Here is a 23,411-nt window from a genome sequence, read left to right on the forward strand (position 1 = left end):
CGGGGCGAATGCGCCGGGGGCGGGCGGGGCCGGGCGGGACCGGGCCGGGCGGGACCGGGCCGGGCGGGACCGGGCCGGGCCGGGCGGGCCGGGCTGGGCGGGCCGGGCGGGACAGGGCCGGGTGGAGCCGACCGGCTCCGTGATCGCGGCCGGTGGAACACCATGGGTGTCACGGGAGGGCTTTGACACCCGTGATGTTCCACTCGACGCACGATCGGCGCCCCTACCGCGCCGTCGAGGCACCGATCGGCGTCCCTGGCACGCCGTCGAGCCGGCGGGACGGCGTCCCTAGCGTGCTCATCGAAACGGCCGACCGACCTCACTAGCGTGCTCATCGAGACGGCCGATCGGCAGTCTCTAGCACGCACGTCGACGCTCGATTGGCGTTTCCAGCGCACCGTCGAGGCAGCCGGGCGGCGTTCCTGGCGCGCCCGTCGAGGCGGCCGATCATCCCTGGCGCGCCCGTCGAGGCGGCCGGGTGGGGACCCGCGACAGCGAAGGGGCGCAGCCGCAACGCCGGCAGCAACTGGAGGCCGTACGGCGCACCGGAGCAGGCTCAGCACGTGACGGGCCACTGCATACCTTCGCGTCCGTTATATTGCTGGCGTGGATACTCCGCTGCGCGAACCCACCTTCCTGATCCTCACCGCGCTGGCCGGCGAGCCGATGCACGGCTACGGCCTGATCGGCGAGGTCGCCGCCCTCTCCGACGGGCGCGTGTCGCTGCGGCCCGGCACTCTCTACGGCGCGCTCGACCGGCTGACCGACGCCGGCCTGGTCGAGGTCGACCGCGAGGAGGTGGTGGACGGCCGGCTGCGCCGCTACTACCGCCTCTCCCCCGCCGGCGACGCCACGCTGAGCGCCGAGACCGAGCGCCTGCGCCGCAACGTCGAGGCGGCCAGCGCCCGCCTGCGCGCCCGCGCGGCCCGACCGCTCGCCCCGCGTACCGCCGGGGGGTTGGCATGAGCGAGCTGGAGCGGCGCTACCACCGCCTGCTGCGGGCGTACCCGGCCGAATACCGGCGGGCGCGCGGCGCGGAGATCGTCGGCACGTACCTCGACCTGGCCGGGCCGGGGCGACGCTGGCCCTCGCCCGCGGACGCCGCGGACCTCGTGCGCGGCGGCCTGCGCCAGCGGCTGCGGGCCGCCGGGGCCGCCGACCTGATCCCGGGCGTACGCCTCGCCGCCGTCCTCGCCTTCCTCACCGCGACGGCGCTGGCGGGGGCCTGGTCGGTGCTGGAACTGCGGCCACCGCCCGCCGAGTGGGGCACGCCGACCGCGGGGCCATTCGTCTCGATCGGCGTCGCGGTGTGGCTTGGCTGGCTGTTCGCCGCAGTGGCGCACGCCGCCGCGCCGGCCCGCTGGGCACGGCGTGTCATCGCCGTCGCGGTGCTGCTGACCCTCGCGGTCATGCCCGCCGCCGCCCTCGCCGGTCTGCCCCGCCCACCGCTGCTGGTGCTGGTGCCGCAACTCGGGCTGGGCCTGGTGGCGCTCGCCCTGCCCGACCGGCTGCCGGCGCCGGTGCGGAGCCTGCCGCTGCTCGCCGCCGGGGCCGCAGCGCTCGCACAGACCAATCTTCAACCCCCGGTCGACTTCGTCGCGATCTCCTACCAGTGGGTCGGAAGCCGGGTTCTGCCCTGGACCGCCGCGGCGATGCTCGCCGTGGTGCTGCTGCTCGGCACCTGGTGGGCGGCGCGCGCAGACCATCGGGGCGGGTGGGCGTTGCTCGCCCTGCTCACCCCGCTGGGCCTGCTCTCGCTGCACATTCTGGCCGGTGCGGCGGATGGCCTGCTGCATGGCGCGCCCAGACCGGGTTGGGCCGCGCTCGCCACGACGGCCGTCGTGGTCGTGCTGGTCGGCCCGGCGCTGCTCCCGCTGGCGATCGCCCTGCGCGGGCGGGCGCGCGGGACCGGCCCGGTCGGAGCGGACGCCCGCTGCCCCACCTGTGGGCGCGCCGCCGGGCGGGTCCCGTAACCAACGGGGTGCGCACCCGACGGTGGCGAAAGGGAGGAGGCTCAGCGCAGGGCCGCCTCCCATTCCCGCGTGTGGGCGGCGAGGTGGTCGGCGGTGGCCAGCCAGTACGGGCCGTCCTCGGTCCAGATCCGGGCCCACGGCTCGCGCCGCTGCTCCGCGCCCTCGCGCAGCAGTTCGTACATCGCCCGGGCGCGGCGGCCGAGCATTCCGGCCAGGGCCGGGCGGGACGCCTCGTCGAGGCGGTAGCCGTCGGCGAAGGCGCGCAGCCGGGCCGCCGACTCGGCCACCGGCCGGTCCGGGCGCAGGCCGGCCATGCTCTGCGCGGCGTACGCGACGTCCCACAGCCGGGAGCCCGGCGCGGCGGCGTCCCAGTCGATGAGCACCCAGCCCCGGTCCGCCCTGATCAGGTTCCAGGGGGCCACGTCGTTGTGGCAGACGAGTTCCTCCCGGTCGGGCGGGATGAGCCGCTGCCACGCCGCGCCGGCCGGCGGGGTGAAGCCGGCCAGCGCCTCGTGCAGCTCGGCCAGCATCCGGCCGATCGCGAACAGGTCCGCCACCGGGTACGTGCCCGAGGCCGCGCCGACCTCGCCGGGGACGTACTCCAGCACCTGCCGGCCCTGCGTGTCCCGGCCCAGGGGTCGGGGCGCGCCGGAGAACCCCACCGCGTGCAGGTGTTCCAGCAGGGCGTCCACCGCGCCGGTCCAGGGGCCGACCGGACGGCGCACGGTGTCGCCGACGCGCACCACGCCGGCGGTGGCGTTGCCCGGCAACGGTTCCTCGGCTGCGCTCATCCCACGATCATGGACCCGCCAGCCGCAGCGCGCCACGGACCTCGGCCGGGCGCGACGGCCCCGAGAACGCGGCGCGAACCCCGCCGCCCGGAACGCGCGGCACGGCCCCTCAGTCCGGGGGCGCGGGCCGGGTCCGGCGGAGTCGGAGCAGGCCCCACACCGCCAGCCCGGCCGCCAGCGCCGTCATCGCCAGCGCTCCCGGGGCCTTGCTGAACCGGGCCAGGTTGGTGCCGTCGGGCAGGGCGAGGAAGGCCGCCGCCGCGCAGGGCCCCACGAACCAGGTCGTACGCGTCGCGGCGACCGCGAGCAGCGCCAGTGGCCAGGTGGCGTACCAGGGGTGGAAGACCGGGGCCAGCGCGACCGTGGCGGCCAGCGCCAGCCCCGCCCCGAGCAACGCGGCCCGGGGGCGGGCGGCGTCCGGGCGGGCCACCCGCTGCCCGACGCCGTCCGCCCGGCGCAGCCCCGACCACGCCCGCCACCACAGCGCCGCCACCAGCACGGCGAGCAGCAGCAGGGCCGCCGCGCGGACGACCGGCACCGCGCCCGGCTCCCGGCCAACGAGGCCGCCCGCGTAGTCGACGACGAAGCCGACCGCCGTGGGCGGGGACGTCCACTGCTCCGAGTCGCCGCTGCGGGTCAGCCCGCCCACCCAGCCGAGGCCGAGCCCGGAGAGCAGCGAGGCGACGGCCACCGCGCCGAGCGCCCCGCCGGCCAGCCAGCCGCCGTCGCGCAGCAGCGCCCGTACGGTGTGACGGCCGTGCACGGCGGCCAGCGCCGCGAACGGGAGCACCACCACGGCGGTCGCCTTCACGGTCACCGCCAGCCCGAGCAGCGCCCCGGCCAGCAGCAGCGGCCCCGGCCTGCCCGGACGGCGGACCAGCACGAGCAGGCCCAGCGTCAGCAGCCCGAGCATCACCGCGTCGTTGTGCGCGCCGGCGATCAGGTGCACCCCGACCAGTGGGCTGGCCAGCGCCAGCCAGGCCGCCCGGCGGGTGGGCACGCCGGCGGCCCGGGCCAGGCCGACCAGGCAGGCGGCGGTCAGCAGCACCCCCGCGACCGCGAGCAGCCGGAACGCCACGATCGCGCCCACCAGGCCGCCGCCGACAGTCACGGCGAGCGCGGCGAGCAGCACGAAGACCGGCCCGTACGGCGCCGGAGTGTCCCGCCAGATCGGGGCGACAGCGTCCACCCAGGGACAGCCGGCCCCGGCCACGCCGACGGCGTACGGGTCGACGCCGTGCGCGTACGCCCAGCCCTGACAGGCGTACGAGTAGACGTCCCGGCTGCCCAGCGGCGGCGCGGCCAGCAGCGGCAGCGCCCACAGCCCGGCGGTCCGGTACGCCCACCGCGTCGCCGGCGCGCCCCGGCGCAGCGCCCACCAGGCGCCGACCAGCAGCCCGGTGCCGACCAGCCACAGCGCGACGGTCCACGGCTCGTCGGCAGGGCTCGGAGCAGTGGTGGCCCGGGGCAGCGCGCCGCCGAGCCAGCCGGCGACGGTCAGCAGCACCGCCCCGGCCAGTCCGACCCACCGGGCGACGCCGGGAGCGGTCACCGGCGTCCCTCTCCTCAGTCCACGGCGGCCGGCCGACGGGCCGCCCGGGCCGACCGTACCAAGCGGACCACCACCACGATCACGAACAGCGTCATCAGCGGCGCCCCGACGGTCTTGGTGTACCGGGCCAGCCCCGTGCCGTCGGCGAGCACCAGGAACGACGAGACGATCGCGACGACCGCGAACCACCCGGTGCGCCGGGCCGTGGCCGCGAGCACCGCGAGCGGCCACGTCCAGTACCAGGGGTGGAAGAGCGGGGCGAGCGCGACGGTGGCGGCCAGCGCCAGGCCGGCGTGCCAGATCGGCTCCCGGGTGCGCGCCCGCCACCACAGCCAGAGCAGCACCAGCGCCAGCGCCGCCATGCCGATCCCCCGGGTGGCCGGCAGCGGGTCGCCGTGCCAGCCGAACGGCGCGGCGAGGTAGGCGACGGTCTGCCCCACCGCCGTCGGCGGCGAGGTCCAGGCGATCACCAGGCCGCCCTGTTCGAGCCCGGTCACCCAGCCGAAGCCCAGGCCGGTGGCGAGGGTCGCGCCGACCACGGCGGCGACCGCCCCGCCGACCACCCACCCGCCGTCGCGCACCAGGGCCCTGATCGAGTACGCCCCGACGATCGCCGCCAGCGCGGCGAACGGCACCACGACCAGCGCGGTCACCTTGATCGCGACGGCGAGGCCGAGCAGCACTCCCCCGCCGAGCAGCGGGCCGGGGCGGCCCGGTCGGGACACCACCACCGCCAGCCCGGCGACGAGCAGCCCCACCATCAGCGCGTCGTTGTGCGCCCCGGAGACCAGGTGCACCCCGATCAGCGGCGAGCCCAGCGCCAGCCAGACGGCCCGGCCGCCCGGTACGCCGCAGCGGCGGGCCAGCACCGGCAGGCAGGCCGCCGTCAGCCCCACCCCGACGACGGCGAGCAGCCGGAACAGCACGATGCTGCCGTACAGGGAGCCGGTGGCCTTCACCACCGCCCCGGCGAGCAGCACGAACAGCGGCCCGTACGGGGCCGAGGTGTCCCGCCAGATGTAGGAGATGGTGTCCAGCCACGGGCACGGCAGCGCCGAGACGCCCTGCTCGTACGGGTTCAGGCCGGCGGAGAAGCTGGCTCCCTGGCAGGCGTACGCGTAGACGTCCCGGCTGCCCAGCGGCGGCGTGAGAAGCAGCGGCAGCAGCCACAGCCCGACGGTGACGAGCGCCCAGCGGGTCGACGGCACCCGGTCGCGCAGCGCCCACCAGGCGTACGCCATCGCGCCGGTGCCGACCGCCCAGGTGGCGATGATCAGCGGGCCGTACGGGCCCTGCCAGATGCTGACCGGGGTGGGGCGCAGGTCGCCGTCGGGAAACGCTCCGCCGAGGAACGCGGCCACGGCGAGCAGCGTCGAGCCGGCGAGGCCGATCCAGCGCGCGAGGTGGTGAGGCACGCCGGACATGCTGCCAGTACGGTGGTCGCGGTACGGAGGTGGGCATGCGGCGCAGTCGGGTGGTGGCGGTGGCCGCCGTCTCCGCCGTGCTCCTCGCAGTGGCGTACGTCGCCCTCCCGCCGACCGGCTCCGACCTCGCCGCGCAGGTGGCCCGGGCCGACTTCTTCGCCGCGCACGGCCTCGCCCCGGTGGACCTGCGCTGGTACGGCGGCGTGCAGCAGTTCGGCTACAGCCTGGTCTCCCAGCCGGTGATGGCGCTGCTCGGGGCACGGGTCACCGGCGCGCTGGCCCTGGTGGCGGCGGCGACCGCGTTCGCGGCGCTGCTGGTGCGTACCGGGGTGCCCCGCCCGTTGCTCGGCAGCCTCGTCGGGGTGCTCACCATCGCCGGCAACCTGGTCTCGGGCCGGGTGACGTACGGCCTCGGGGTGGCCTTCGGCCTCGGCGCGCTGCTCGCCCTCACCCTCGGTCCGACCGCCCCCACCGGCGACGCCCGGGGTGGACCGACCGGCGCGGGCCCCGACAGGTGGGGGCGGCGACGGCGGCTCGTGCGGCTCGGGTTGGCGGCGGCCGGGGCGCTGCTGGCCTCGGCGACGAGCCCGGTCGCGGGCCTCTTCGTCGGCCTGGCCGGGGCGGCGCTCCTGCTGACCCGCCGGTACGCCGACGGCCTGGTGCTCGGTGCCGCCGCCGCGCTGCCGCTCGGGCTGACCGCACTGCTCTTCGGCGACGGCGGCTGGATGAACATCAGCCGCACCGACACGGTGCGCGCCGTGCTGACCAGCCTGCTCGTGGCCGCGCTCGTGGGTTACCGGCCGGTGCGGGTGGGGGCGCTGCTCTCTGCGGCCGGGGTGCTGGCGGCGGCGCTGGTGCACACCCCGGTGGGGCTGAACGCCACCCGGCTGGCCGTCATGTTCGCCCTGCCCCTGCTGGCCGCCGCCGCCCGCCCCCCGGCCCGGCTGACGGCATGGCTGGGCCGGGGCGGCGCGTCACCCGCCGGTGGGCCCGGGTCGGCCAGGCGGACCGGCGTAGGACCCGCCGGCACGCGGGCCTGGGGTGTCGCGCTGGCCGGGCTGCTGGCGGCGGTGTGCTGGTGGCAGCCGCCGGTGCCCCCCGCCGACCTGCGCAGCGTCGACGACCCGACCAGCCGGGCGGGCTACTTCGCGCCGCTGCGGGCGTTCCTCGACGGGCAGCGCCTCACCGGCCGGGTGGAGGTCCCGCCGACCCGCAACTACTGGGAGGCGGCGAGGCTGGGCGAGGTGCCCCTGGCCCGGGGCTGGCTGCGGCAGGCCGACATCGACCGCAACCCGCTCTTCTTCACCACCGTGCCGGGGGCCGCGGGCACCGGGGTGTCACTGACCGCCGCGAGCTACCGGGACTGGCTCACCGCCAACGCGGTGCAGTTCGTCGCGGTGCCGGACGTCCCGCTGTCCTGGGTGGGGCGGGCGGAGGCCGAGCTGGTCGCGGGCGGGCTGCCCTACCTGACGCCCGTCTGGTCCGGCCCGCACTGGCGGGTCTGGGCGGTGACCGACCCGACCCCGATCGTCGAAGCGCCGGCCGAGCTGGTCGCGCAGGACGGCGCGTCGGTGACGTTCCGGGCGCCGGAAGCCGGCACGGTGCCGGTCCGGGTGCGGCACAGCCGCTGGCTGACTGCCTCGGGCGGGGCCACGGTCGCCGCCGCCGGCGACTGGACGGCGGTGACGGTGCCGCGTGCCGGGCAGTACCGGCTCGGCAGCTGACCGGTCGCCCACCTTTTTGCCGACCCGGCAACAATCTTTGCTCCCGGGCTGCCGCCACGTCACGATCGACGGGCAGGGGACGACCTCGTCGCAGCCGGCATGCTCGGCGAGGAGGCAGGCAGCGCACCAGGAGGACGAGACGTGCAGCACGACGCGACGACCGGCGGACACCGGCACGACCACACCACGACGGCCACCGGCCACGACGGGCGGCACCCGGACGTGGACGAGGAGACCGCGCGGTTCTGGGAAGAGCACTACGGGCGGCACGAGAGGGTCTGGAGCGGCCGGGCGAACCCGATCCTGGTCGACGTCGCCGGCTCGCTGCCGGCCGGCACCGTGCTGGACCTCGGCTGCGGGGAGGGCGGCGACGCGCTCTGGCTGGCCGCGCGGGGCTGGCGGGTGACCGCCGTCGACGTCTCCGAGACCGCCCTGGCCCGGGCGGCCGAGGAAGCGGCCGCCGCCGGGGTCACGTCCCGCATCGAGTTCCGCCGGCACGATCTCACCCGGACCTTCCCGCCGGGCGCGTACGACCTGGTCTCCGCGCAGTTCCTCCAGTCGCCGCTGGAGCTCCCCCGGGCGGAGCTGCTGCAATCGGCGGCCCGGGCCGTGGCCCCCGGCGGCCGGCTGCTGATCGTCGAGCACGGCGAGGTCCCGCCGTGGGGGCGGCACGACCACGGGCACGCGCGGTTCTCCACGCCGCAGGAGACCCTGGCCGCGCTCGACCTCGACCCCGACCGGTGGGACACCGAGCGGCTCGACGCCCCGCGCCGGCAGGCCACCGGCCCGAACGGCGAGACCGGCGAACTGGTCGACCACGTGGTGCTGGTGCACCGCCGCCCCTGAGACCCGCGCCGAGGCGGGTCTCAGGAGTCGAGCACCCGTTCCATCGCCGCCCGGGAGCGGCGGCAGGTGCGCAGGTACTCGTCGAGGAACTCGCCGGGATCGTCGCGGCCGAGCAGCCGGACCACCCCGGCCAGCTCGACGCCGTGCCGGGGCAGCTGGTCGCCCTCCCGGCCCCGGACCAGCATCAGCGCGTTGCGGACCTGTGCGGCCAGCGTCCAGCCGGCCGTCATCTCCGTGGCGTCCGTCGGGTCGACCAGGCCCGCGTCCCGGGCCGCCGCGAGGGCGTCGAGCGTACGCGTGCCGCGCAGCGCCGGGAGTGCCCCGGCGTGCCGGAGCTGGAGCAGCTGCACCGCCCACTCGACGTCGGCGAGGCCACCCCGCCCCAGCTTGGTGTGGGTGGCCGGGTCGGCGCCCCGGGGCAGCCGCTCGTGCTCCACCCGCGCCTTGATCCGGCGGATCTCCACCACCTGCTCGCGGCTCAGCCCGTCGGCCGGGTAGCGCACCGGGTCGACCATCGCCACGAACTCGGCGCCGAGGTCGGCGTCGCCGCAGACGAACCGGGCCCGCAGCAGCGCCTGCGCCTCCCACACCTTCGACCAGCGGGCGTAGTACTGCGCGTACGCGGCGAGGCTGCGCACCAGCGGGCCCTGCCGGCCCTCCGGACGCAGGTCGGCGTCGACGCCCAGCGGCGGGTCGGGCGCGGGCATGCCGAGCAGCCGGCGCAGCTCCTCGGCGATCGCGCGGGCGGCGGCACCCGCCGCGCCGTCGCCCGCGCCGGCTGGCGCGTCGTAGACGAAGAGCACGTCGGCGTCGGAGAGGTAGTTCGACTCGTACCCGCCGAGGCGGCCCATGCCGATGACGGCGAAGCGCAGCCCCGGCACGGGCGGTTGGGCCGCGCGGGCGGCCCGCAGGGCGGCGGCCAGGGTGGCGTCGGTGACGTCCGCCAGGGCGGTGCCGACGGCGGTCACGTCGGCCAGGCCCAGCGCCGCGCGCCCGCCGTCGGGCCGGGGCGGCGACGGGGCCAGCGAGCCGGCCCGGCTCAGCAGGTCGGCGCAGGCGATCCGGACCAGTTCCCGACGGCGCAGCGCGCGGATCGCCCGGGTGGCCTCGACCGGGTCGGAGTGCCGGGCCGCGGCGGCGGCGAAGCCCTCGCAGAGGACCGTGCTGGGCCGGGGCGCCAGCTCGCTCTCCTCGGCCAGCAGCCGCAGCGCCTCCGGCTCGCGGGCCAGCAGGTCGGCGGCGTACCGGGAGGAGGAGAGCACCCGGGCCAGCCGGCGGGCCACCGGCCCGGAGTCGCGCAGCAGGCGCAGGTACCAGGGGGTGCTGCCGAGCTTGTCGGAGACCTGCCGGTAGTTGAGCAGGCCGCGGTCCGGCTCGGGGGCGTCGGCGAACTCGCTGAGCAGCACCGGCAGCAGGGTGCGCTGGATGGCGGCGGTGCGGCTCACCCCGCCGGTGAGGGCCTGGAGGTGACGCAGCGCCCCGGCCGGGTCGGCGAAGCCGAGGATCTCCAGCCGGTGCCGGGCCGCCTCGGGGGTCAGCCGCAGCCCGTCGGCCGGCACCCGGGCCACCGACTCCAGCAGCGGCCGGTAGAGCAGCTTGGCGTGCAGTCGGCGTACCTCGGCGGCGTGGGTGACCCACTCGGCGCGGAACTCCTCGACGGCGCTGCGGCCCGGCGTGGCGGTGTGGCCCAGCGCGGCGGCCAGCCAGCGCAGCGCGGCCGGCTCGGTCGGCACGGTGTGGGTGCGGCGCAGCCCCTGGAGCTGGAGGCGGTGCTCCACGCCGCGCAGGAAGCGGTAGCCGCGCAGCAGCCCCTCGCCGTCGGCCCGGCCGACGTAGCCGCCGGCGACCAGCGCGCGCAGCGCCGGAATGGTGCCGGGCACCCGCAGCGACTCGTCGCCCCGCCCGTGCACGAGTTGCAGCAGCTGCACGGCGAACTCGATGTCGCGCAGCCCGCCCGGACCCCGCTTGATCTCGCGCTCCAGCTCCTTCGGCGGGATGTTGTCGATGATCTTGCGCCGCATGGCGCGGACGTCCTCGACCGCCTCGGGCCGCTCGGCGGCCCGCCACACCAGCGGGGCGAGTTGGTCGATCCACTCCCGGCCCAGCGCCAGGTCGCCGGCCGCCGGCCGCGCCTTGAGCAGCGCCTGGAACTCCCACGTGCGCGCCCAGCGCCGGTAGTAGGCGAGGTGGCTGGCCAGCGTCCGCACCAGCGGCCCGCGGTTGCCCTCCGGGCGCAGGGCGGCGTCGACCGGCCAGGCGACCAGCCCGCAGACGTGGATGAGCCGGGTGGCGACCGTGGTGGCCGCGGCGAGGTCGTCGTCCTCGGCGGCCACGAAGATCACGTCGACGTCGGAGACGTAGTTCAGCTCGTCGCCGCCGCACTTGCCCATCGCGACGACGGCCAGCCGGGGCCGGGGGGTGCCCTCCGGCAGCTCGCCGACCGCGATCTCGTACGCCGCCGCCAGGGTCGCGTCCGCCAGGGCCGAGAGCGCGGCCATGGTCTGCTCCAGGCCCCGGCCGCCGGTCAGGTCGGCCGCCGCGATCCGCAACAGCGCCAGCCGGTACGCCCTGCGCAGCACCGCCACCGGCTGCCCGTCGCCGGACAGGTCGAGCCGCCCCTCGGCGGTCGGCGCCAGCCCGTCCGGGGCGGTGCGCAGCGCGGGCCACTGGTCCGGGTTGGCGACCAGGTGGTCGCCGAGCGCCGACGAGGCGCCGAGGACGGCGATCAGCCGGCGGCGCAGGCCGGGGTCGTCGGCGAGCCCCGACAGCAGCGCCGACGGCACCTGCTCCGGGGCCTCCCGACGCTCGGCCCCGACCGGCGTACCGGGGTGGGCCTTCCCCCCGGACCGGCCCGCGGCGGGGCCGGTGCCGTTCGCGGCCGTCCGGCGCTCGGCCTCGACGATGCGGTGCAGCTGACGCAGCGCCAGGTCCGGGTCGGCGGCCCGGGAGAGCGCGGCGAGCAGCTCCGCCGCGCGGCCGTCGGTGGGCTCCTGCACGTCCGGCCGCCACAGCCCCAGCCCGTCCGGGCCGAGCAGGTCGGCGGCGCGGGTGGCGCCGGCACCGCCGTCGGTGCCGAAGCCGTAGCGGGCGAGCCGTCCCGCGGCCCTGGCCGGCCGGCTCATCACTGCCCGAGCAGGGGCAGGCTGCGGCGGGGCGTGGTGTCCTCCAGCTCACCCAGGGCCAGCGCGGCGAACCGGGCGGCGAACGGCTGCCAGACCTCCTCGACGTCGACCATCACGTCGTGGCAGGCCGCCACCACCAGGTCGGGGTCGTAGCCCAGCTCGGCCAGCAGCCTCGAGTCGGCGGCCCAGTCGGCGATCATGGCGGTGTCGCACTCGATGTGGAACTGCAACCCCCAGGCCCGGTCGCCGAGGCGGAACGCCTGGTGTGGGTAGCGGGTGGAGGCCGCCAGCAGGGTGGCGCCGCGGGGCAGCTCGGTGATCTCGTCGGCGTGCCACTGGAACACGTCGGGGATCAGCGGGACGTAACGGAACAGCGGGTCGGTGTCGGCGGCGTCCCGCTTGCCGACCACGCAGGGGCCGACCTCCGGGCCGCTCGGGCTGCGGACGACCTCGCCGGCGTGCGAGGTGGCCAGCAGCTGCGCGCCGAGGCAGATGCCGAGGGTCGGCACCCGGTGCCGGACGGCCTTGCGCAGCAGCCCCTCCAGCGCCGGCAGCCAGGGCGCGGCGGGCGACCCGTCCGGCAGCGGGTACGGCGCCATCGCGCCGCCGAGCACGACCAGCGCCGAGTATCCCTCCAGGTCGGCGGGGATCTCGTCACCGGCGTGGGCGCGGACCACCCACAGGTCGAGGCCGGCCTCGGTCAGCCACTCGCCCAGCCGGCGGACGTCGTCGGTCGGGTCGTTCTCGATCACCAGCGCGGTAGCCACGACGTCGAGGCTAGCCGGTGGCCCGGACGGACCCCGGAACGCCTCCACCGGCGCGGCGGACGATCGGGCTCAGGGGACGCGCAGCGCGTCGAGCATCCGGGCCAGGGCGGTACGGGTGTCGGCCAGGGCGGTCGGGTCGGCCGCCCCGGCGATCCAGAGCGCCGCCTCGTTCATCGCGCCCGAGAGCAGATGGGTCAGGGGCGCCACCGGCTGCGGCGCGATCAGCCCCTCCTCGATCAGCAGGGTCAACGCGTCGGCCAGGTGCCGGCCCGACGCCGCCTCGTCCAGCGCACGCCACTCGTTCCAGCCGAGCACCGCCGGGCCGTCGATCAACATGATCTGCTGGATCTCGGGATCGGTGCTCGCGGTGAGGAACGCCTGGCAGCCCGCCGTGAACCGGGCCCACGGGTCCTTCTCGGCGTCGGCGGTCGTGGCGACCCGGTGTGCCACCTCCCGCTGCACCTCCGCCAGCACCGCCCGGAACAGCTCGGCCTTGCCGGCGAAGTGGTGGTAGAGCGCGCCCTTGGTGACTCCGGCCACCCGCACGATCTCCGCCAGGCCGACCGCCGCGTAGCCCCGGGTGGCGAACAGCTGCCGGCTCTCGGCCACCAGGGCCCGCCGGGTCTGTTCCCGCTGCTGCGCCCGGACACCCTCGGTCATCGCGCCCCCTCGTTGACATACCAACGGTATGTGAAATACGGTCCTTGACATACCGATGGTATGCGAAGGGGCCGAGATGAACCTGACCAGCTTCTACCCCGTCGTCTGCACCGCGCAGCTGCGCGAGTCACACGACTTCTACCGACGCTTCTTCGCCTTCGAGACGACCTTCGAGGCCGACTGGTACGTGAGCCTGCGCCGCCCGGGACCGCCCGCGTACGAACTGGCGCTGCTCGACCACCAGCACCCGACGCTGCCCGAGGCGTACCGGGCACCCGCGCGAGGACTCCTGCTCAACCTGGAGGTGACCGACGTCGACGCCGAATGGGAGCGGCTCGTCGTCCGGGGCGGACTGCACGCCGAACTGCCGCTGCGCGACGAGGACTTCGGGCAGCGGCACTTCATCGTCGCCGCACCCGACCGGGTCCTGATCGACGTGATCACGCCCATCCCCCCGTCGGGGGCGTACGCCGAGCAGTACCTCGACGGGTGAGCCGCCCGCGCGACTAGGCTCTGCCGCTGTGTCCGACCTCGCCCGCACGAGTCCCGCCACCGCCGTACGACCGCCGGCGCTGCGCCCCGGCGACACGGTGATGCTGGTGTCGCCGTCCGGGCCGACCCGACCGGAACGGGTGGCCCGGGGTGTCGAGCTGCTCACCGGCTGGGGGCTGCGCCCGGTGCTGGCGCCGCACGCGTACGCCAGGCAGGGCTACCTCGCCGGCGCGGACGCCCTGCGCGCCGCCGACCTGAACGCGGCGTTCGCCGATCCCGGGGTGCGCGGGGTGATCTGCACCCGGGGCGGCTACGGCGCGCAGCGGATCGTCGACGCGATCGACATGGCCGCCGTACGCCGCGACCCGAAGGTGGTCGCCGGGTTCTCCGACATCACGGCGTTGCAGTTCGCGCTCTGGCGGGGCGCCCGGCTGGCCGGCGTGCACGGCCCGGGGGCGGCCTGGCTGGACGAGCGCACGCCGCTGCGCTCGGCCGAGTCGCTGCACGCCGCCCTGACGACCACCGGGCCGGTCGCGGTCAGCGCCGTCGCCGAGGAGGAGACCTTCGCGGTACGCGTGCCCGGCCGGGCCACCGGCCCGCTGCTGGGCGGCAACCTCTGCCTGGTCGTGGCGTCGCTGGGCACCCCGGACATGCCGGACCTGACCGGCGCGGTCCTGCTCGTCGAGGACGTCCAGGAGCCGCCCTACAAGGTGGACCGGATGCTCACCCAGCTCCGCCGCGCCGGGGTCCTGGACGGGCTGGCCGGGGTGGCGGTGGGCCAGTTCACCGACTGCGCGGACGGCTGGTCGGTCGGCGTCGCCGACGTGCTCTCCGAGCGCCTCGGCGACCTCGGCGTCCCCGTCCTCGGCGGTCTGCCGATCGGCCACGGCCCCGGCCAGCTCACCGTCCCTGTGGGCACCGAGGCCACCCTGGACACGGAAACCGGCACCCTGACGGTCACCCCCGCCGTCCGCTGACCCCTCGCACCCTCTCCCACCCTCACCCCCGCGCCCCCGCATGCCCCGCGTCGATCATGGGGTTAGCGGCAGCGATACCGACATTCCACACCGCCAACCTCATGATCACCCGGCGGATGAGGGGGGTGGGGGGTGGGTGGGGGGTGGGTGGGGGGTCAGGGGGTCAGGTGGGCCAGGGCGCCCGTTTCCAGGGCGGCCCAGACCGTGGCGTCCGGGGCGACCGTGAGGCCGTGGGGTTCCGAGGCCGGGGTGGGGAGTTCGTACGTGTCGATCGCGCCGCCCGGGGCGACGTGGCCGATGCGGTTGCCGCCCCACTCGGTGTACCAGCAGCCGCCGGCCGGGTCGGCGACGATCGCGTGCGGCCGGGCGGACCGGTCCGGCAGCGGGTACTCGGTGATCCGCCCGTCCGGGGTGATCCGGCCGAGCTGACCGGCGCCGATCTCGACGAACCAGAGCGCCCCGTCGACGCCGGCGGTGATGCCGACCGGCGCGGCCCCCTCGGTCGGCAACGCGTGCAGGGTCACGGCGCCGTCCATGCCGATCCGGCCCACCGCGTTCGCCTGATTGAGCGTGAACCAGACGGCCTCGTCCGGCCCGGCGGCGACCATCGAGGCGAAGCCGCCACTCACCGGCAGCGGGAACCGCGTCTGCTCCCCGTCGACGGTGACCCGGCCGATCGCGTCGGCGCTCATGGCCGCGTACCAGAGGGCGCCGTCGGAACCGGCGGCGATGCCGCAGGGACCGGTCCCGGCCGGAAGCGCGACGGCGCTCAACTCGCCGTCGGTGGTGATCCGGCCGATCCGGTCGTCGCCGGAGCGGGTGAACCAGAGGGCGCCGTCGGGGCCCGGCGTGATGATCAACGGTCGGCTGTCGGGCGACACCGACCAGGTGCGCAGCTCACCGCCCGCACCCATCCGGGCGATGCCGCCGGCCTGGGCCAGCGTCAGCCAGAGCGCGCCGTCGGGACCGACCGTGATGCCGTACGGGCCGCCGCCCGCCCCGCCCAGCGGGACTTCCCTGATCTTCGCGGACGTCGTCACGAGGGTCACCTTCCGTCACCTGCTCCGCCCCGGCGGGGCCTGCCGACCGCACACACTCGCCGCCCCCGCGCGCCGATGCAACCCGTTTGTCCGATCGGCCGGCCCGGATTGCCAGCTCGCTGACAGGGTCGCCACGGCATCCCCTCAGCCCTGCCGGTAACTGTCGGTGCGGTCATCGCACCACCCATCGACGAGCTGGAGGACGACATGTCCCGCACCACGAGGAAGAAGCACATGCTGGCCGGGCTGGCCGCGGCCGGCGTACTCGGCGTGGGCCTCGCCGCCCCGACGGTCGCGTTCGCCGCGGACGGCGACACCCCGGCGCCGGGCGCCAGCACCAGCGCCGCCGAGGACAGCGACCGCCAGCAGCAGCGGGCCGACCGGCACGCGGAGTTCGCCGAGAAGCTGGCCACGGAGCTGGGCGTCGACACCGACAAGGTGACGGCCGCGCTGGAGAAGCTGCGCGGGGAGCACAAGCCCGCCGACCGGCCCGAGAAGGGCGACCGACCCGGCAAGGGCGATCCCGCCGGCCGGCAGGCCGCGATGAAGGAGCGCCTGGCGCAGGCCGTCGAGGACGGCAAGCTCACCCAGGAGCAGGCCGACGCCGTCACCGCCGCCGCCGAGGCCGGCGTCCTGCCCGGCCCGGGCGGTCGGGGCGGCCACGGCGCACCGGCCGGCAAGTGACGGCCGGCTGACCGATCCCGTCCCGCCGGTGTGGCGAGTGCCCGGAAGGCTCGGCACCGCCACACCGGTGGGGGGACCGCTGGCCGGTCAGGAGTCGGCGGGTGGCGGGGCGTAGACGCCGAAGTGGTTGCCGGCCGGGTCGAGCAGGTGGGCGAGGGTCAGCCCGTTGTCGTTCTCCGTGCGCGGCACCAGCACCTTGCCGCCGGCCGCCTCCGCCCGCCGCACCGTCTCCGCCACGTCGGCCACCTGCACGTAGAAGACCGCGTAGTTCGGGCTCGCCCCGCCGGTCCCCCGGACCGCCCCGCCGATGCCCGCACCGGTGCCGCCCCCGGTCGTCCGGTATGACGCTCCCGCAGTGCCCTCCTCGGTGAAGCTCCAGCCGAACAGGTCGCCGTAGAACCGCTCGGCCTCGTCCGGCCGCTCGGTGCCGATCTCGAACCAGGTGACGGCGTTGTCGATGGTCATGGGTGCCTCCCGTCTCCGCGCGCCGGCCGGCCGGCCGGCGCCGTCAGGAGAGAGCCTCGACCCCGCCCGCGACAGCGTCCTGTCGGTGTTTCTCCGCCGACACCGAACCGTGGCCGCGCTGTCCGGCTCAGACCAGGCTGAGCCGGCGCATCCGCTCCTTGGGGATGTCGATGTCGTCGGCGGAGAGCTCGCGGTCCGGCACCCGCTCGGCGAGGGTCGTGACCGAGGTGATCCGGTCGACGCGGAAGGCGCGGATGCCGGCCCGCAGCCGGCACCAGCCCAGCAGGTACCAGTGTCGGGGATTGCCGAGGTAGCCCAGTGGCTCCACGTCGCGCAGCGAGCCGGCACCGGCGCGGTCGGCGTAGCGCAGGCGCAGCACGCGTCGCGCGCGCACCGCGTCGGCGACGGCGGCCGGGACGGGCGTCACCGGGCCGTCGCCGATCAGGTGCACCCGGGCGGCGAGCCGGTGCGCCTCGGCGGCGTCGGCGGCCGGCATCACGGAGATCAGCTTGCGCAGGGCGGTGCCGGCCGCGGCGGCGAACGGCGTGCCCCGCATCCGGTGCAACGCCACCGCCATGGCGACCGCCTCGACGGGGGCGAGGTTGACCGGCGGCAGGGTGCGGGCCCGGTCGAGCGCGTAGCCGCCGGTGCGGCCCGGCTCGGCCCAGATCGGCACGCCCGACTCCTGGAGGGCGCCGATGTCGCGTTCGATGGTGCGGGTGCTCACCTCGAAGCGGGCGGCGAGCCAGCGGGCGCTGCGCGGCCGTGGCGACACGGCGCGCAGCTCCTCGACCAGGGCGTAGAGACGGTCCGTCCGGTTCACCCCCGCAACCTACGACGGGGGTGTGACGGGACAGGTCAGGCGATGCAGGCGCAGACGATCAGCGCGGCGCCGAAGTGCGTGGCGGCGCTGACCCGCGCCGCCGGGTGCGGCTCGTCCGAGCAGATGATCTCGCCGAGCTTGCCGGGGGTGAGCAGGTCCAGCACGAAGAACGCCAGCGCCATGATGACCAGCCCGACCAGGCCGAAGACGAGGGTCGAGGCGAGCCCCTTGGTGAAGTCGCTGTAGCTGGTCAGGATCGCGGTGAACACGATCCCGGCGATGCCGAGCTGGTTGGCGGCGAGCAGCAGCGCGGCGTTGCCGTTGCGCCGTACCCAGATCAGCTCCCGCAGCCTGCCGGGAGTGAGCATGTCGACCAACCCGAACCCGGCCGCCATCAGGGCCACCCCGACGACCCCGAACACGACGCTCTGCCAGGCTCCGCTGAGCAGGTCTTCCAGCACCGACTGCCTCCCGAACTCTGCGCCCGGCGGGGATGCCGGCGCGGTGACCGAGACGATAGCGGCACCGCGCCAGCAGCGGGAGCCCGCTCCGGCCCCCGGAGGCGGACCTACAGCGACAGGTATCGCTGCCGCTCGTAGGGGGTGACCTCGCGGCGGTACTGCTCCCACTCGGCCCGCTTGTTGCGCAGGAAGAAGTCGAAGACGTGCTCGCCGAGCACCTCGGCGACCAGTTCGGAGCCGGCCATCACGTCGATCGCCTCGGCCAGGTTCTCCGGCAGCGGCTCGTAGCCCATCGCCCGCCGCTCGGCGCTGGTCAACGACCACACGTCGTCCTCGGCGCCCGGCGGCAGCTCGTAGCCCTCCTCGATGCCCTTCATCCCGGCGCCGAGCAGCACCGCGAAGGCCAGGTAGGGGTTGGCCGCCGAGTCCGGCGAGCGGACCTCCACCCGGGCGGAGTTCGGCTTGCCGTAGGCGGGGACCCGGACCAGCGCGGACCGGTTCAGGTGACCCCAGCAGACGTACGCGGGGCTCTCGGTGACCCGGTCCGGCAGCGCCTGCGGGAAGAGCCGCTTGTAGGAGTTGACCCACTGGTTGGTGACGGCCGTGTACTCCCGGGCGTGCACCAGCAGCCCGGCGATGAACGCCCGGGCCACCTTGGACAGCTTCATCGGGTCGCTGGCGTCGTGGAACGCGTTGCGCTCCCCCTCGAACAGCGACAGGTGGGTGTGCATGCCGCTGCCCGGCTGGTCGGTGAACGGCTTCGGCATGAAGGTGGCCTGCACGCCGGTGGAGAGCGCCACCTCCTTGACCACGTGCCGGAAGGTCATGATGTTGTCGGCCGTGGTGAGCGCGTCGGCGTAGCGCAGGTCGATCTCCTGCTGGCCGGGGGCCACCTCGTGGTGGCTGAACTCCACGGAGATGCCGATGCGCTCCAGCGCCAGCACGCCCTGCCGGCGGAAGTCGCGGGCCACCGCGTGGGTGGTGTGCTCGAAGTAGCCGCCGGTGTCGACCGGGACGGGCACCGAGCCGTCCAGCGGGCCGTTCTCCAGCAGGAAGAACTCGATCTCGGGGTGGGTGTAGAAGGTGAACCCCTTCTCGGCGGCCTTGGACAGCGCACGGCGCAGCACGTGCCGCGGGTCGGCCCAGGACGGGCCGCCGTCGGGCAGCAGGATGTCGCAGAACATCCGGGCGCTCTCGCCGCTGACCCCGCCCTCGAACGGGAAGACCTGGAAGGTCGTCGGGTCGGGCATGGCCACCATGTCGGACTCGAAGACCCGGGCGAAGCCCTCGATCGCCGAGCCGTCGAACCCGATGCCCTCCTCGAAGGCCGCCTCCAGCTCGGCGGGGGCCACCGACACGCTCTTGAGCGTGCCCAGCACGTCGGTGAACCACAGCCGGACGAACCGGATGTCCCGCTCTTCCAGCGTACGGAGGACGAACTCCTGCTGACGGTCCACTTCCACCCCTCGCGACACCGTTGCGCACCTGCGACCGGGGTCGACCCGGCCTGACCGACCAGTCTCCACCGGCCTCGTTACGCCGACGTTACGCGACCGGCCGGCCGGCGTCCCGCCCTGTCCCGCGGCTCCCGTCGTCCCGCCCCGCCCCGCGTGTCGGGTCCGCACGGCTGGGGCAAGATGAGGACATGCCCACCCTGCGTCTCGCCCTGTGCCAGGTCAACCCGACCGTCGGCGACCTCGCCGGCAACTCCGGCCTGGTCCGTGACTGGACCCGCCGGGCCGCCGACGCCGGCGCCCAGGTCGTCGCGTTCCCGGAGATGATGCTGACCGGCTATCCGGTCGAGGACCTGGTCTTCCGCCGGTCCTTCGTCGCCGCGTCGAAGGCCGCGCTGGAACGCCTCGCCGCCGATCTCGACGCCGACGGGCTGGGCGCCCTGCCAGTGCTGGTCGGCTACCTGGACGCGGACGGCCCGCCGCAGGTCAGCGGCGACGCCGAGCCCGGTCGCGGCGCCCGCAACGCGGCGGCCCTGCTGCACCACGGTCGGATCGTCGGCACCTACTTCAAGCACCACCTGCCCAACTACGGCGTCTTCGACGAGGACCGCTACTTCGTCTCCGGCGACGCGCTGAGCGTCGTCCGCGTCGGCGGGGTGGACGTGGCGCTGACCATCTGCGAGGACCTGTGGCAGGCCGGCGGTCCGTTCGCCGCCGCCCGCCAGGCCGGGGTCGGCCTCGTCCTCTGCGTCAACGGCTCGCCGTACGAGCTGAACAAGGACGACGTCCGGCTGCCGCTGGTCCGCCGCCGGGCCGCCGAGGCCGGGGCGACGATCGCGTACGTCAACATGGTCGGCGGGCAGGACGAGCTGGTCTTCGAGGGCGACTCGATGATCGTGGCCGCCGACGGCACGCTGCTCGCCCGGGCCCCGCAGTTCGTCGAGCACCTGCTGGTGCACGACGTGGAGCTGCCCGCCGCCGGCGAGCCGGTCGCCCCGGAGCAGGAGCTGGCGGACGGGATGCGCGTGGTGCGGGCGGAGGCCGGGGACATCCCGCCGGCGCCCGCCGGCCCCGCCGCCACGGGCGGGATCATCGCCCCGGTGGCCGACGAGGCGGAGGTGTGGCAGGCGCTCGTGCTGGGCCTGCGCGACTACGTCAACAAGAACCGCTTCCCCTCGGTGGTGCTGGGCCTCTCCGGCGGCATCGACTCGGCGGTGGTGGCCGCGCTGGCCGTCGACGCGCTCGGGCCCGACCGGGTGGTCGGCGTCTCGCTGCCCAGCCAGCACTCCTCCGAGCACAGCCGGGAGGACGCGGCCGACCTGGCGAAGCGCACCGGGCTGGACTACCGGGTCGAGCCGATCCAGCCGATGGTGGACACCTTCCTGGCGAACATGTCGCTCTCCGGGGTCTCCGTGGAGAACCTCCAGGCGCGCGTACGCGGGGTGATCCTCATGGCGCTGTCGAACCAGGAGGGGCACCTGGTGCTGACCACCGGCAACAAGAGCGAGCTGGCGGTCGGCTACTCCACCCTCTACGGCGACTCGGTCGGCGGCTTCAACCCGGTCAAGGACGTCTGGAAGACGCTGGTCTGGCGGCTGGCGAAGTGGCGCAACGCCGACGCCGCCCGCCGGGGCGAGACCCCGCCCATCCCGGAGAACTCCATCGGCAAGCCGCCGAGCGCCGAGCTGAGCCCGGGCCAGCTCGACAGCGACACGCTGCCCGACTACGACGTGCTGGACCCGATCCTGATCGGCTACGTCGACGGCGACCTGGGCCGCGACGGGCTGGTCGCGTCCGGCCATGACCCGGCCATCGTCGACCGGGTGCTGCGGATGGTGGATACCGCCGAGTACAAGCGCCGCCAGTCCGCGCCGGGCGCGAAGATCTCGATGAAGGCCTTCGGGCGGGACCGGCGGCTGCCGATCACGAACCGGTGGCGCGAGGACGGCTGAGCCGGGTCGCTCCCGGGCCGGCGGCGGCCCGGGAGTGACATCCTCCACTGCGCTCTGCCGCCGGCCGGTCGTCGGGTGCGACGATCGCGGCGGAACCCGGGGACCGCGCACGCGGCCTCGAGGAAGGAGAGAGCCATGGTGGAGTCCACCCCGTCCGAGGTGACCGCCCTCTACGGCGGCCCGGCCACCCGGCGGGTACGCACCCGCGACCTGATCGCCGCCAAGGAGCGCGGCGAGCGGTGGCCGATGCTCACCTCGTACGACCAGTACACCGCCTCGATCTTCGACCAGGCCGGCATCCCGGTGCTGCTGGTCGGCGACTCGGCGGCCAACAACGTCTTCGGCTACGAGACCACGGTCCCGGTGACCACCGAGGAACTGCTCCCGCTGGTCCGCGCGGTCGTCCGGGCGACCCGGCACGCGCTGGTCGTCGGCGACCTGCCGTTCGGCTCCTACGAGGAGGGCCCCACGCAGGCGCTGCGTACCGCCGTGCGGTTCATGAAGGAGGGCGGCTGCCACGCGGTGAAGCTGGAGGGCGGCCGGCGCTGCGCGGCGCAGATCGCCGCCATCACCGGCGCCGGCATCCCGGTGATGGCGCACATCGGCTTCACCCCGCAGAGCGAGCACGCCATCGGCGGCTACCGGGTGCAGGGGCGCGGCGACACGGCCGACGACGTGATCGCCGACGCCCGGGCGGTGGCCGAGGCGGGAGCGTTCGCCGTGGTGCTGGAGATGGTGCCGGGGCAGGTGGCCAAGCGGATCACGGCGGAGCTGCCGATCCCGACCGTGGGCATCGGCGCCGGCGCGGACACCGACGCCCAGGTGCTGGTCTGGCAGGACATGGCCGGCCTGCGTACCGGCAGGGCGCCGCGCTTCGTGAAGCGCTACGCCGACCTGGCGGGCGCCCTGACCGACGCGACCCGGCGCTTCGCCGACGAGGTCCGTGGCGGCGACTTCCCCGCCGAGGAACACACCTTCTGATCCGTCCGGTGGGCGGTGCGACCCTGCGGGCCGCACCGCCCGCCGGGCCGGCCCACCACGCCCCCGCTCATGCGGCCGGCCCGCCGGCCCCGCTCGCAATCCCCGCTCAGTGGGCCCGCACGCCGGCCCCGCCCAGTGAGCCGGCACGCAGGCTCGCTCAGTAGGCCGCTCGCAGGCTCGCCCAGGGAGCCCGCACGCAGGCCCGCTCAGTAGGCCGCTCGCAGGCCCCGCTCGCAGAGATCTTGGTAGGAAACGGCCCCTCGGAGGGCCGTCTCCTACCAAGATCTCGGGCGGGGCGGGGCGGGGCCGGCCCCGGGCGGGGCAGGCTAGACCGGGTCGAGCACGCCAAGCAGGGTCGAGCCGGGCAGGGCGCGAACAGATCGGGCAGGGGCGGGCAGGGCCGAGCTGAGCAGGCCGGGCCGGGTCAGGCCGGGCCGGGGCCGGGCGGGTGTTGTCAGAGGTCGGTGACGCGGATGCCGGCGTGCGCCTTGTAGCGCTTGTTGATGGCGATCAGGTTGGCGGTGAACGCCTCGATCTGGTGGGCGTTGCGCAGCCGGCCGGCGTAGATGCCGCGCATGCCGGGGATCCGGGCGGCCAGCGCGGCGACCACGCCCACCAGCTCGCGGTCCTCGGTGCAGATCAGCACGTCGAGGTCGATCCGCTCGATCTCCGGGTCGGCCAGCAGCGGGGCGCTGACGTGGTTGAACGCGGCGCAGACCCGGGAGTCGGGCAGCAGCGCGGCGGCCTGCTGCACGGCGCTGCCCTCGGCGACCGTGAGGGCGTACGGGCCCTGCTTGTCGAAGCCGAGCGGGTTCACGCAGTCGACGACGATCTTGCCGGCGAGCGGCTCGGCGAGCGCGGCGACGGTGGCGGCGTGCCCGTCCCACGGCACCGCGATGACGACCACGTCGCTGCGCCGGGCCACGTCCTCGTTGCCGCCGCCGGCCACCGGTGCCCCGGCGGGCACGCCGGGCAGGGCCGCGATCTCCTCGGCGGACTGGACGGCCCGCTCGGCGGTACGGGACCCGATCAGCACGGACTGGCCGGCCCGGGCGAACCGGTAGGCGAGGCCCCTCCCCTGGTCGCCCGTGCCGCCGATGATGCCGACGGTCAGCCCGGACACGTCGGGCAGCGTGCTCGCGTCGTAAGCCATGCCGCCATCCTCGCAAAACCCGCAGGCCGGCGGCACCGGTGGGCGTTGTGACAATCCCCGCTGCCGCCGA

General features: G+C 75.8%; 21 protein-coding genes. 9 read left to right on the forward strand and 12 right to left on the reverse strand.

Annotated elements, in window-relative coordinates; translation table 11 throughout:
- Window positions 1-606 precede the first annotated feature (606 nt).
- Window positions 607-966, forward strand: a complete 360-nt coding sequence (locus ACN27A_RS11600; protein WP_421452388.1) for a PadR family transcriptional regulator — start codon at window positions 607-609, stop codon at window positions 964-966.
- Window positions 963-1,973, forward strand: a complete 1,011-nt coding sequence (locus ACN27A_RS11605; protein WP_421452390.1) for a hypothetical protein — start codon at window positions 963-965, stop codon at window positions 1,971-1,973. Before ACN27A_RS11600 ends, ACN27A_RS11605 begins: the two co-directional genes overlap by 4 nt.
- A gap of 41 nt (window positions 1,974-2,014) precedes the next feature.
- On the opposite strand, the gene ACN27A_RS11610 is transcribed toward ACN27A_RS11605, so the two are convergent.
- The 3 genes from ACN27A_RS11610 to mptB (ACN27A_RS11620) form a co-directional block, all read right to left on the reverse strand.
- Complete coding sequence (locus tag ACN27A_RS11610) at window positions 2,015-2,764, reverse strand: phosphotransferase (RefSeq protein ID WP_421452393.1); 750 nt, start codon at window positions 2,762-2,764, stop codon at window positions 2,015-2,017.
- A 109-nt stretch (window positions 2,765-2,873) separates the two neighbouring features.
- Window positions 2,874-4,316: a polyprenol phosphomannose-dependent alpha 1,6 mannosyltransferase MptB gene (mptB, locus tag ACN27A_RS11615; protein WP_421452395.1), complete on the reverse strand. Its 1,443-nt coding sequence runs from the start codon at window positions 4,314-4,316 to the stop codon at window positions 2,874-2,876.
- Between the two features lie 14 nt (window positions 4,317-4,330).
- Window positions 4,331-5,731, reverse strand: coding sequence for a polyprenol phosphomannose-dependent alpha 1,6 mannosyltransferase MptB (mptB, locus tag ACN27A_RS11620; protein WP_421452398.1), 1,401 nt, complete (start codon window positions 5,729-5,731; stop codon window positions 4,331-4,333).
- 44 nt (window positions 5,732-5,775) lie between these two features.
- Between mptB (ACN27A_RS11620) and ACN27A_RS11625 the strand changes: the two genes are divergently transcribed.
- A complete protein-coding gene (locus tag ACN27A_RS11625; RefSeq protein WP_421452401.1) occupies window positions 5,776-7,464 on the forward strand; it encodes a hypothetical protein in 1,689 nt (562 codons plus the stop codon).
- Window positions 7,465-7,605: 141 nt separating this feature from the next.
- On the forward strand, window positions 7,606-8,310 hold the full coding sequence (locus ACN27A_RS11630; protein WP_421452403.1) for an SAM-dependent methyltransferase: 705 nt from the start codon (window positions 7,606-7,608) through the stop codon (window positions 8,308-8,310).
- A 20-nt stretch (window positions 8,311-8,330) separates the two neighbouring features.
- On the opposite strand, the gene ACN27A_RS11635 is transcribed toward ACN27A_RS11630, so the two are convergent.
- The 3 genes from ACN27A_RS11635 to ACN27A_RS11645 all read right to left on the reverse strand — a co-directional run bounded on the left by ACN27A_RS11635 (window position 8,331) and on the right by ACN27A_RS11645 (window position 12,859).
- Complete coding sequence (locus tag ACN27A_RS11635; RefSeq protein WP_421452404.1) at window positions 8,331-11,432, reverse strand: bifunctional [glutamine synthetase] adenylyltransferase/[glutamine synthetase]-adenylyl-L-tyrosine phosphorylase; 3,102 nt, start codon at window positions 11,430-11,432, stop codon at window positions 8,331-8,333.
- The gene (locus ACN27A_RS11640) at window positions 11,432-12,199 is read right to left on the reverse strand and encodes a type 1 glutamine amidotransferase (protein WP_421452406.1); all 768 of its coding nucleotides are present in this window, start codon (window positions 12,197-12,199) and stop codon (window positions 11,432-11,434) included. Before ACN27A_RS11640 ends, ACN27A_RS11635 begins: the two co-directional genes overlap by 1 nt.
- Before the next feature lie 69 nt (window positions 12,200-12,268).
- Window positions 12,269-12,859, reverse strand: coding sequence for a TetR/AcrR family transcriptional regulator (locus tag ACN27A_RS11645; protein WP_421452409.1), 591 nt, complete (start codon window positions 12,857-12,859; stop codon window positions 12,269-12,271).
- Window positions 12,860-12,935: 76 nt separating this feature from the next.
- Here ACN27A_RS11645 and ACN27A_RS11650 point away from each other — a divergent pair, with 76 nt between their 5' ends.
- Both ACN27A_RS11650 and ACN27A_RS11655 read left to right on the forward strand, forming a co-directional pair.
- Complete coding sequence (locus tag ACN27A_RS11650; RefSeq protein ID WP_421452411.1) at window positions 12,936-13,352, forward strand: glyoxalase/bleomycin resistance/extradiol dioxygenase family protein; 417 nt, start codon at window positions 12,936-12,938, stop codon at window positions 13,350-13,352.
- A gap of 100 nt (window positions 13,353-13,452) precedes the next feature.
- On the forward strand, window positions 13,453-14,328 hold the full coding sequence (locus ACN27A_RS11655; RefSeq protein WP_421458441.1) for a S66 peptidase family protein: 876 nt from the start codon (window positions 13,453-13,455) through the stop codon (window positions 14,326-14,328).
- A 155-nt stretch (window positions 14,329-14,483) separates the two neighbouring features.
- Here ACN27A_RS11655 and ACN27A_RS11660 read toward each other — a convergent pair whose 3' ends face one another.
- Window positions 14,484-15,368: a virginiamycin B lyase family protein gene (locus tag ACN27A_RS11660; RefSeq protein WP_421452414.1), complete on the reverse strand. Its 885-nt coding sequence runs from the start codon at window positions 15,366-15,368 to the stop codon at window positions 14,484-14,486.
- Between the two features lie 207 nt (window positions 15,369-15,575).
- On the opposite strand from ACN27A_RS11660, the gene ACN27A_RS11665 reads away from it, so the two are divergent.
- On the forward strand, window positions 15,576-16,052 hold the full coding sequence (locus tag ACN27A_RS11665) for a hypothetical protein (RefSeq protein WP_421452417.1): 477 nt from the start codon (window positions 15,576-15,578) through the stop codon (window positions 16,050-16,052).
- 87 nt (window positions 16,053-16,139) lie between these two features.
- Here ACN27A_RS11665 and ACN27A_RS11670 read toward each other — a convergent pair whose 3' ends face one another.
- The 4 genes from ACN27A_RS11670 to glnA all read right to left on the reverse strand — a co-directional run bounded on the left by ACN27A_RS11670 (window position 16,140) and on the right by glnA (window position 19,258).
- Window positions 16,140-16,517 (reverse strand): VOC family protein, encoded by a 378-nt coding sequence (locus ACN27A_RS11670; protein WP_421452420.1) that lies wholly within the window; start codon window positions 16,515-16,517, stop codon window positions 16,140-16,142.
- Between the two features lie 127 nt (window positions 16,518-16,644).
- A complete protein-coding gene (locus tag ACN27A_RS11675) occupies window positions 16,645-17,340 on the reverse strand; it encodes a helix-turn-helix transcriptional regulator (protein WP_421452422.1) in 696 nt (231 codons plus the stop codon).
- 35 nt (window positions 17,341-17,375) lie between these two features.
- Window positions 17,376-17,801 carry a DUF350 domain-containing protein gene (locus ACN27A_RS11680; RefSeq protein ID WP_421452425.1) on the reverse strand — a complete coding sequence of 142 codons (426 nt, stop codon included), beginning with the start codon at window positions 17,799-17,801 and terminating at the stop codon, window positions 17,376-17,378.
- Between the two features lie 107 nt (window positions 17,802-17,908).
- Window positions 17,909-19,258, reverse strand: a complete 1,350-nt coding sequence (gene glnA, locus ACN27A_RS11685; RefSeq protein WP_132237320.1) for a type I glutamate--ammonia ligase — start codon at window positions 19,256-19,258, stop codon at window positions 17,909-17,911.
- A 188-nt stretch (window positions 19,259-19,446) separates the two neighbouring features.
- Here glnA and ACN27A_RS11690 point away from each other — a divergent pair, with 188 nt between their 5' ends.
- On the forward strand, window positions 19,447-21,207 hold the full coding sequence (locus ACN27A_RS11690; RefSeq protein WP_421452428.1) for an NAD+ synthase: 1,761 nt from the start codon (window positions 19,447-19,449) through the stop codon (window positions 21,205-21,207).
- 135 nt (window positions 21,208-21,342) lie between these two features.
- On the forward strand, window positions 21,343-22,188 hold the full coding sequence (panB, locus tag ACN27A_RS11695; protein WP_151454030.1) for a 3-methyl-2-oxobutanoate hydroxymethyltransferase: 846 nt from the start codon (window positions 21,343-21,345) through the stop codon (window positions 22,186-22,188).
- 454 nt (window positions 22,189-22,642) lie between these two features.
- Here panB and npdG read toward each other — a convergent pair whose 3' ends face one another.
- Window positions 22,643-23,341, reverse strand: a complete 699-nt coding sequence (gene npdG, locus ACN27A_RS11700) for an NADPH-dependent F420 reductase (RefSeq protein ID WP_421452431.1) — start codon at window positions 23,339-23,341, stop codon at window positions 22,643-22,645.
- Window positions 23,342-23,411 lie beyond the last annotated feature (70 nt).

It is taken from the genome of Micromonospora sp. WMMD737 (assembly GCF_049179055.1).
GTDB classification, from domain to species: domain Bacteria; phylum Actinomycetota; class Actinomycetes; order Mycobacteriales; family Micromonosporaceae; genus Micromonospora; species Micromonospora reichwaldensis.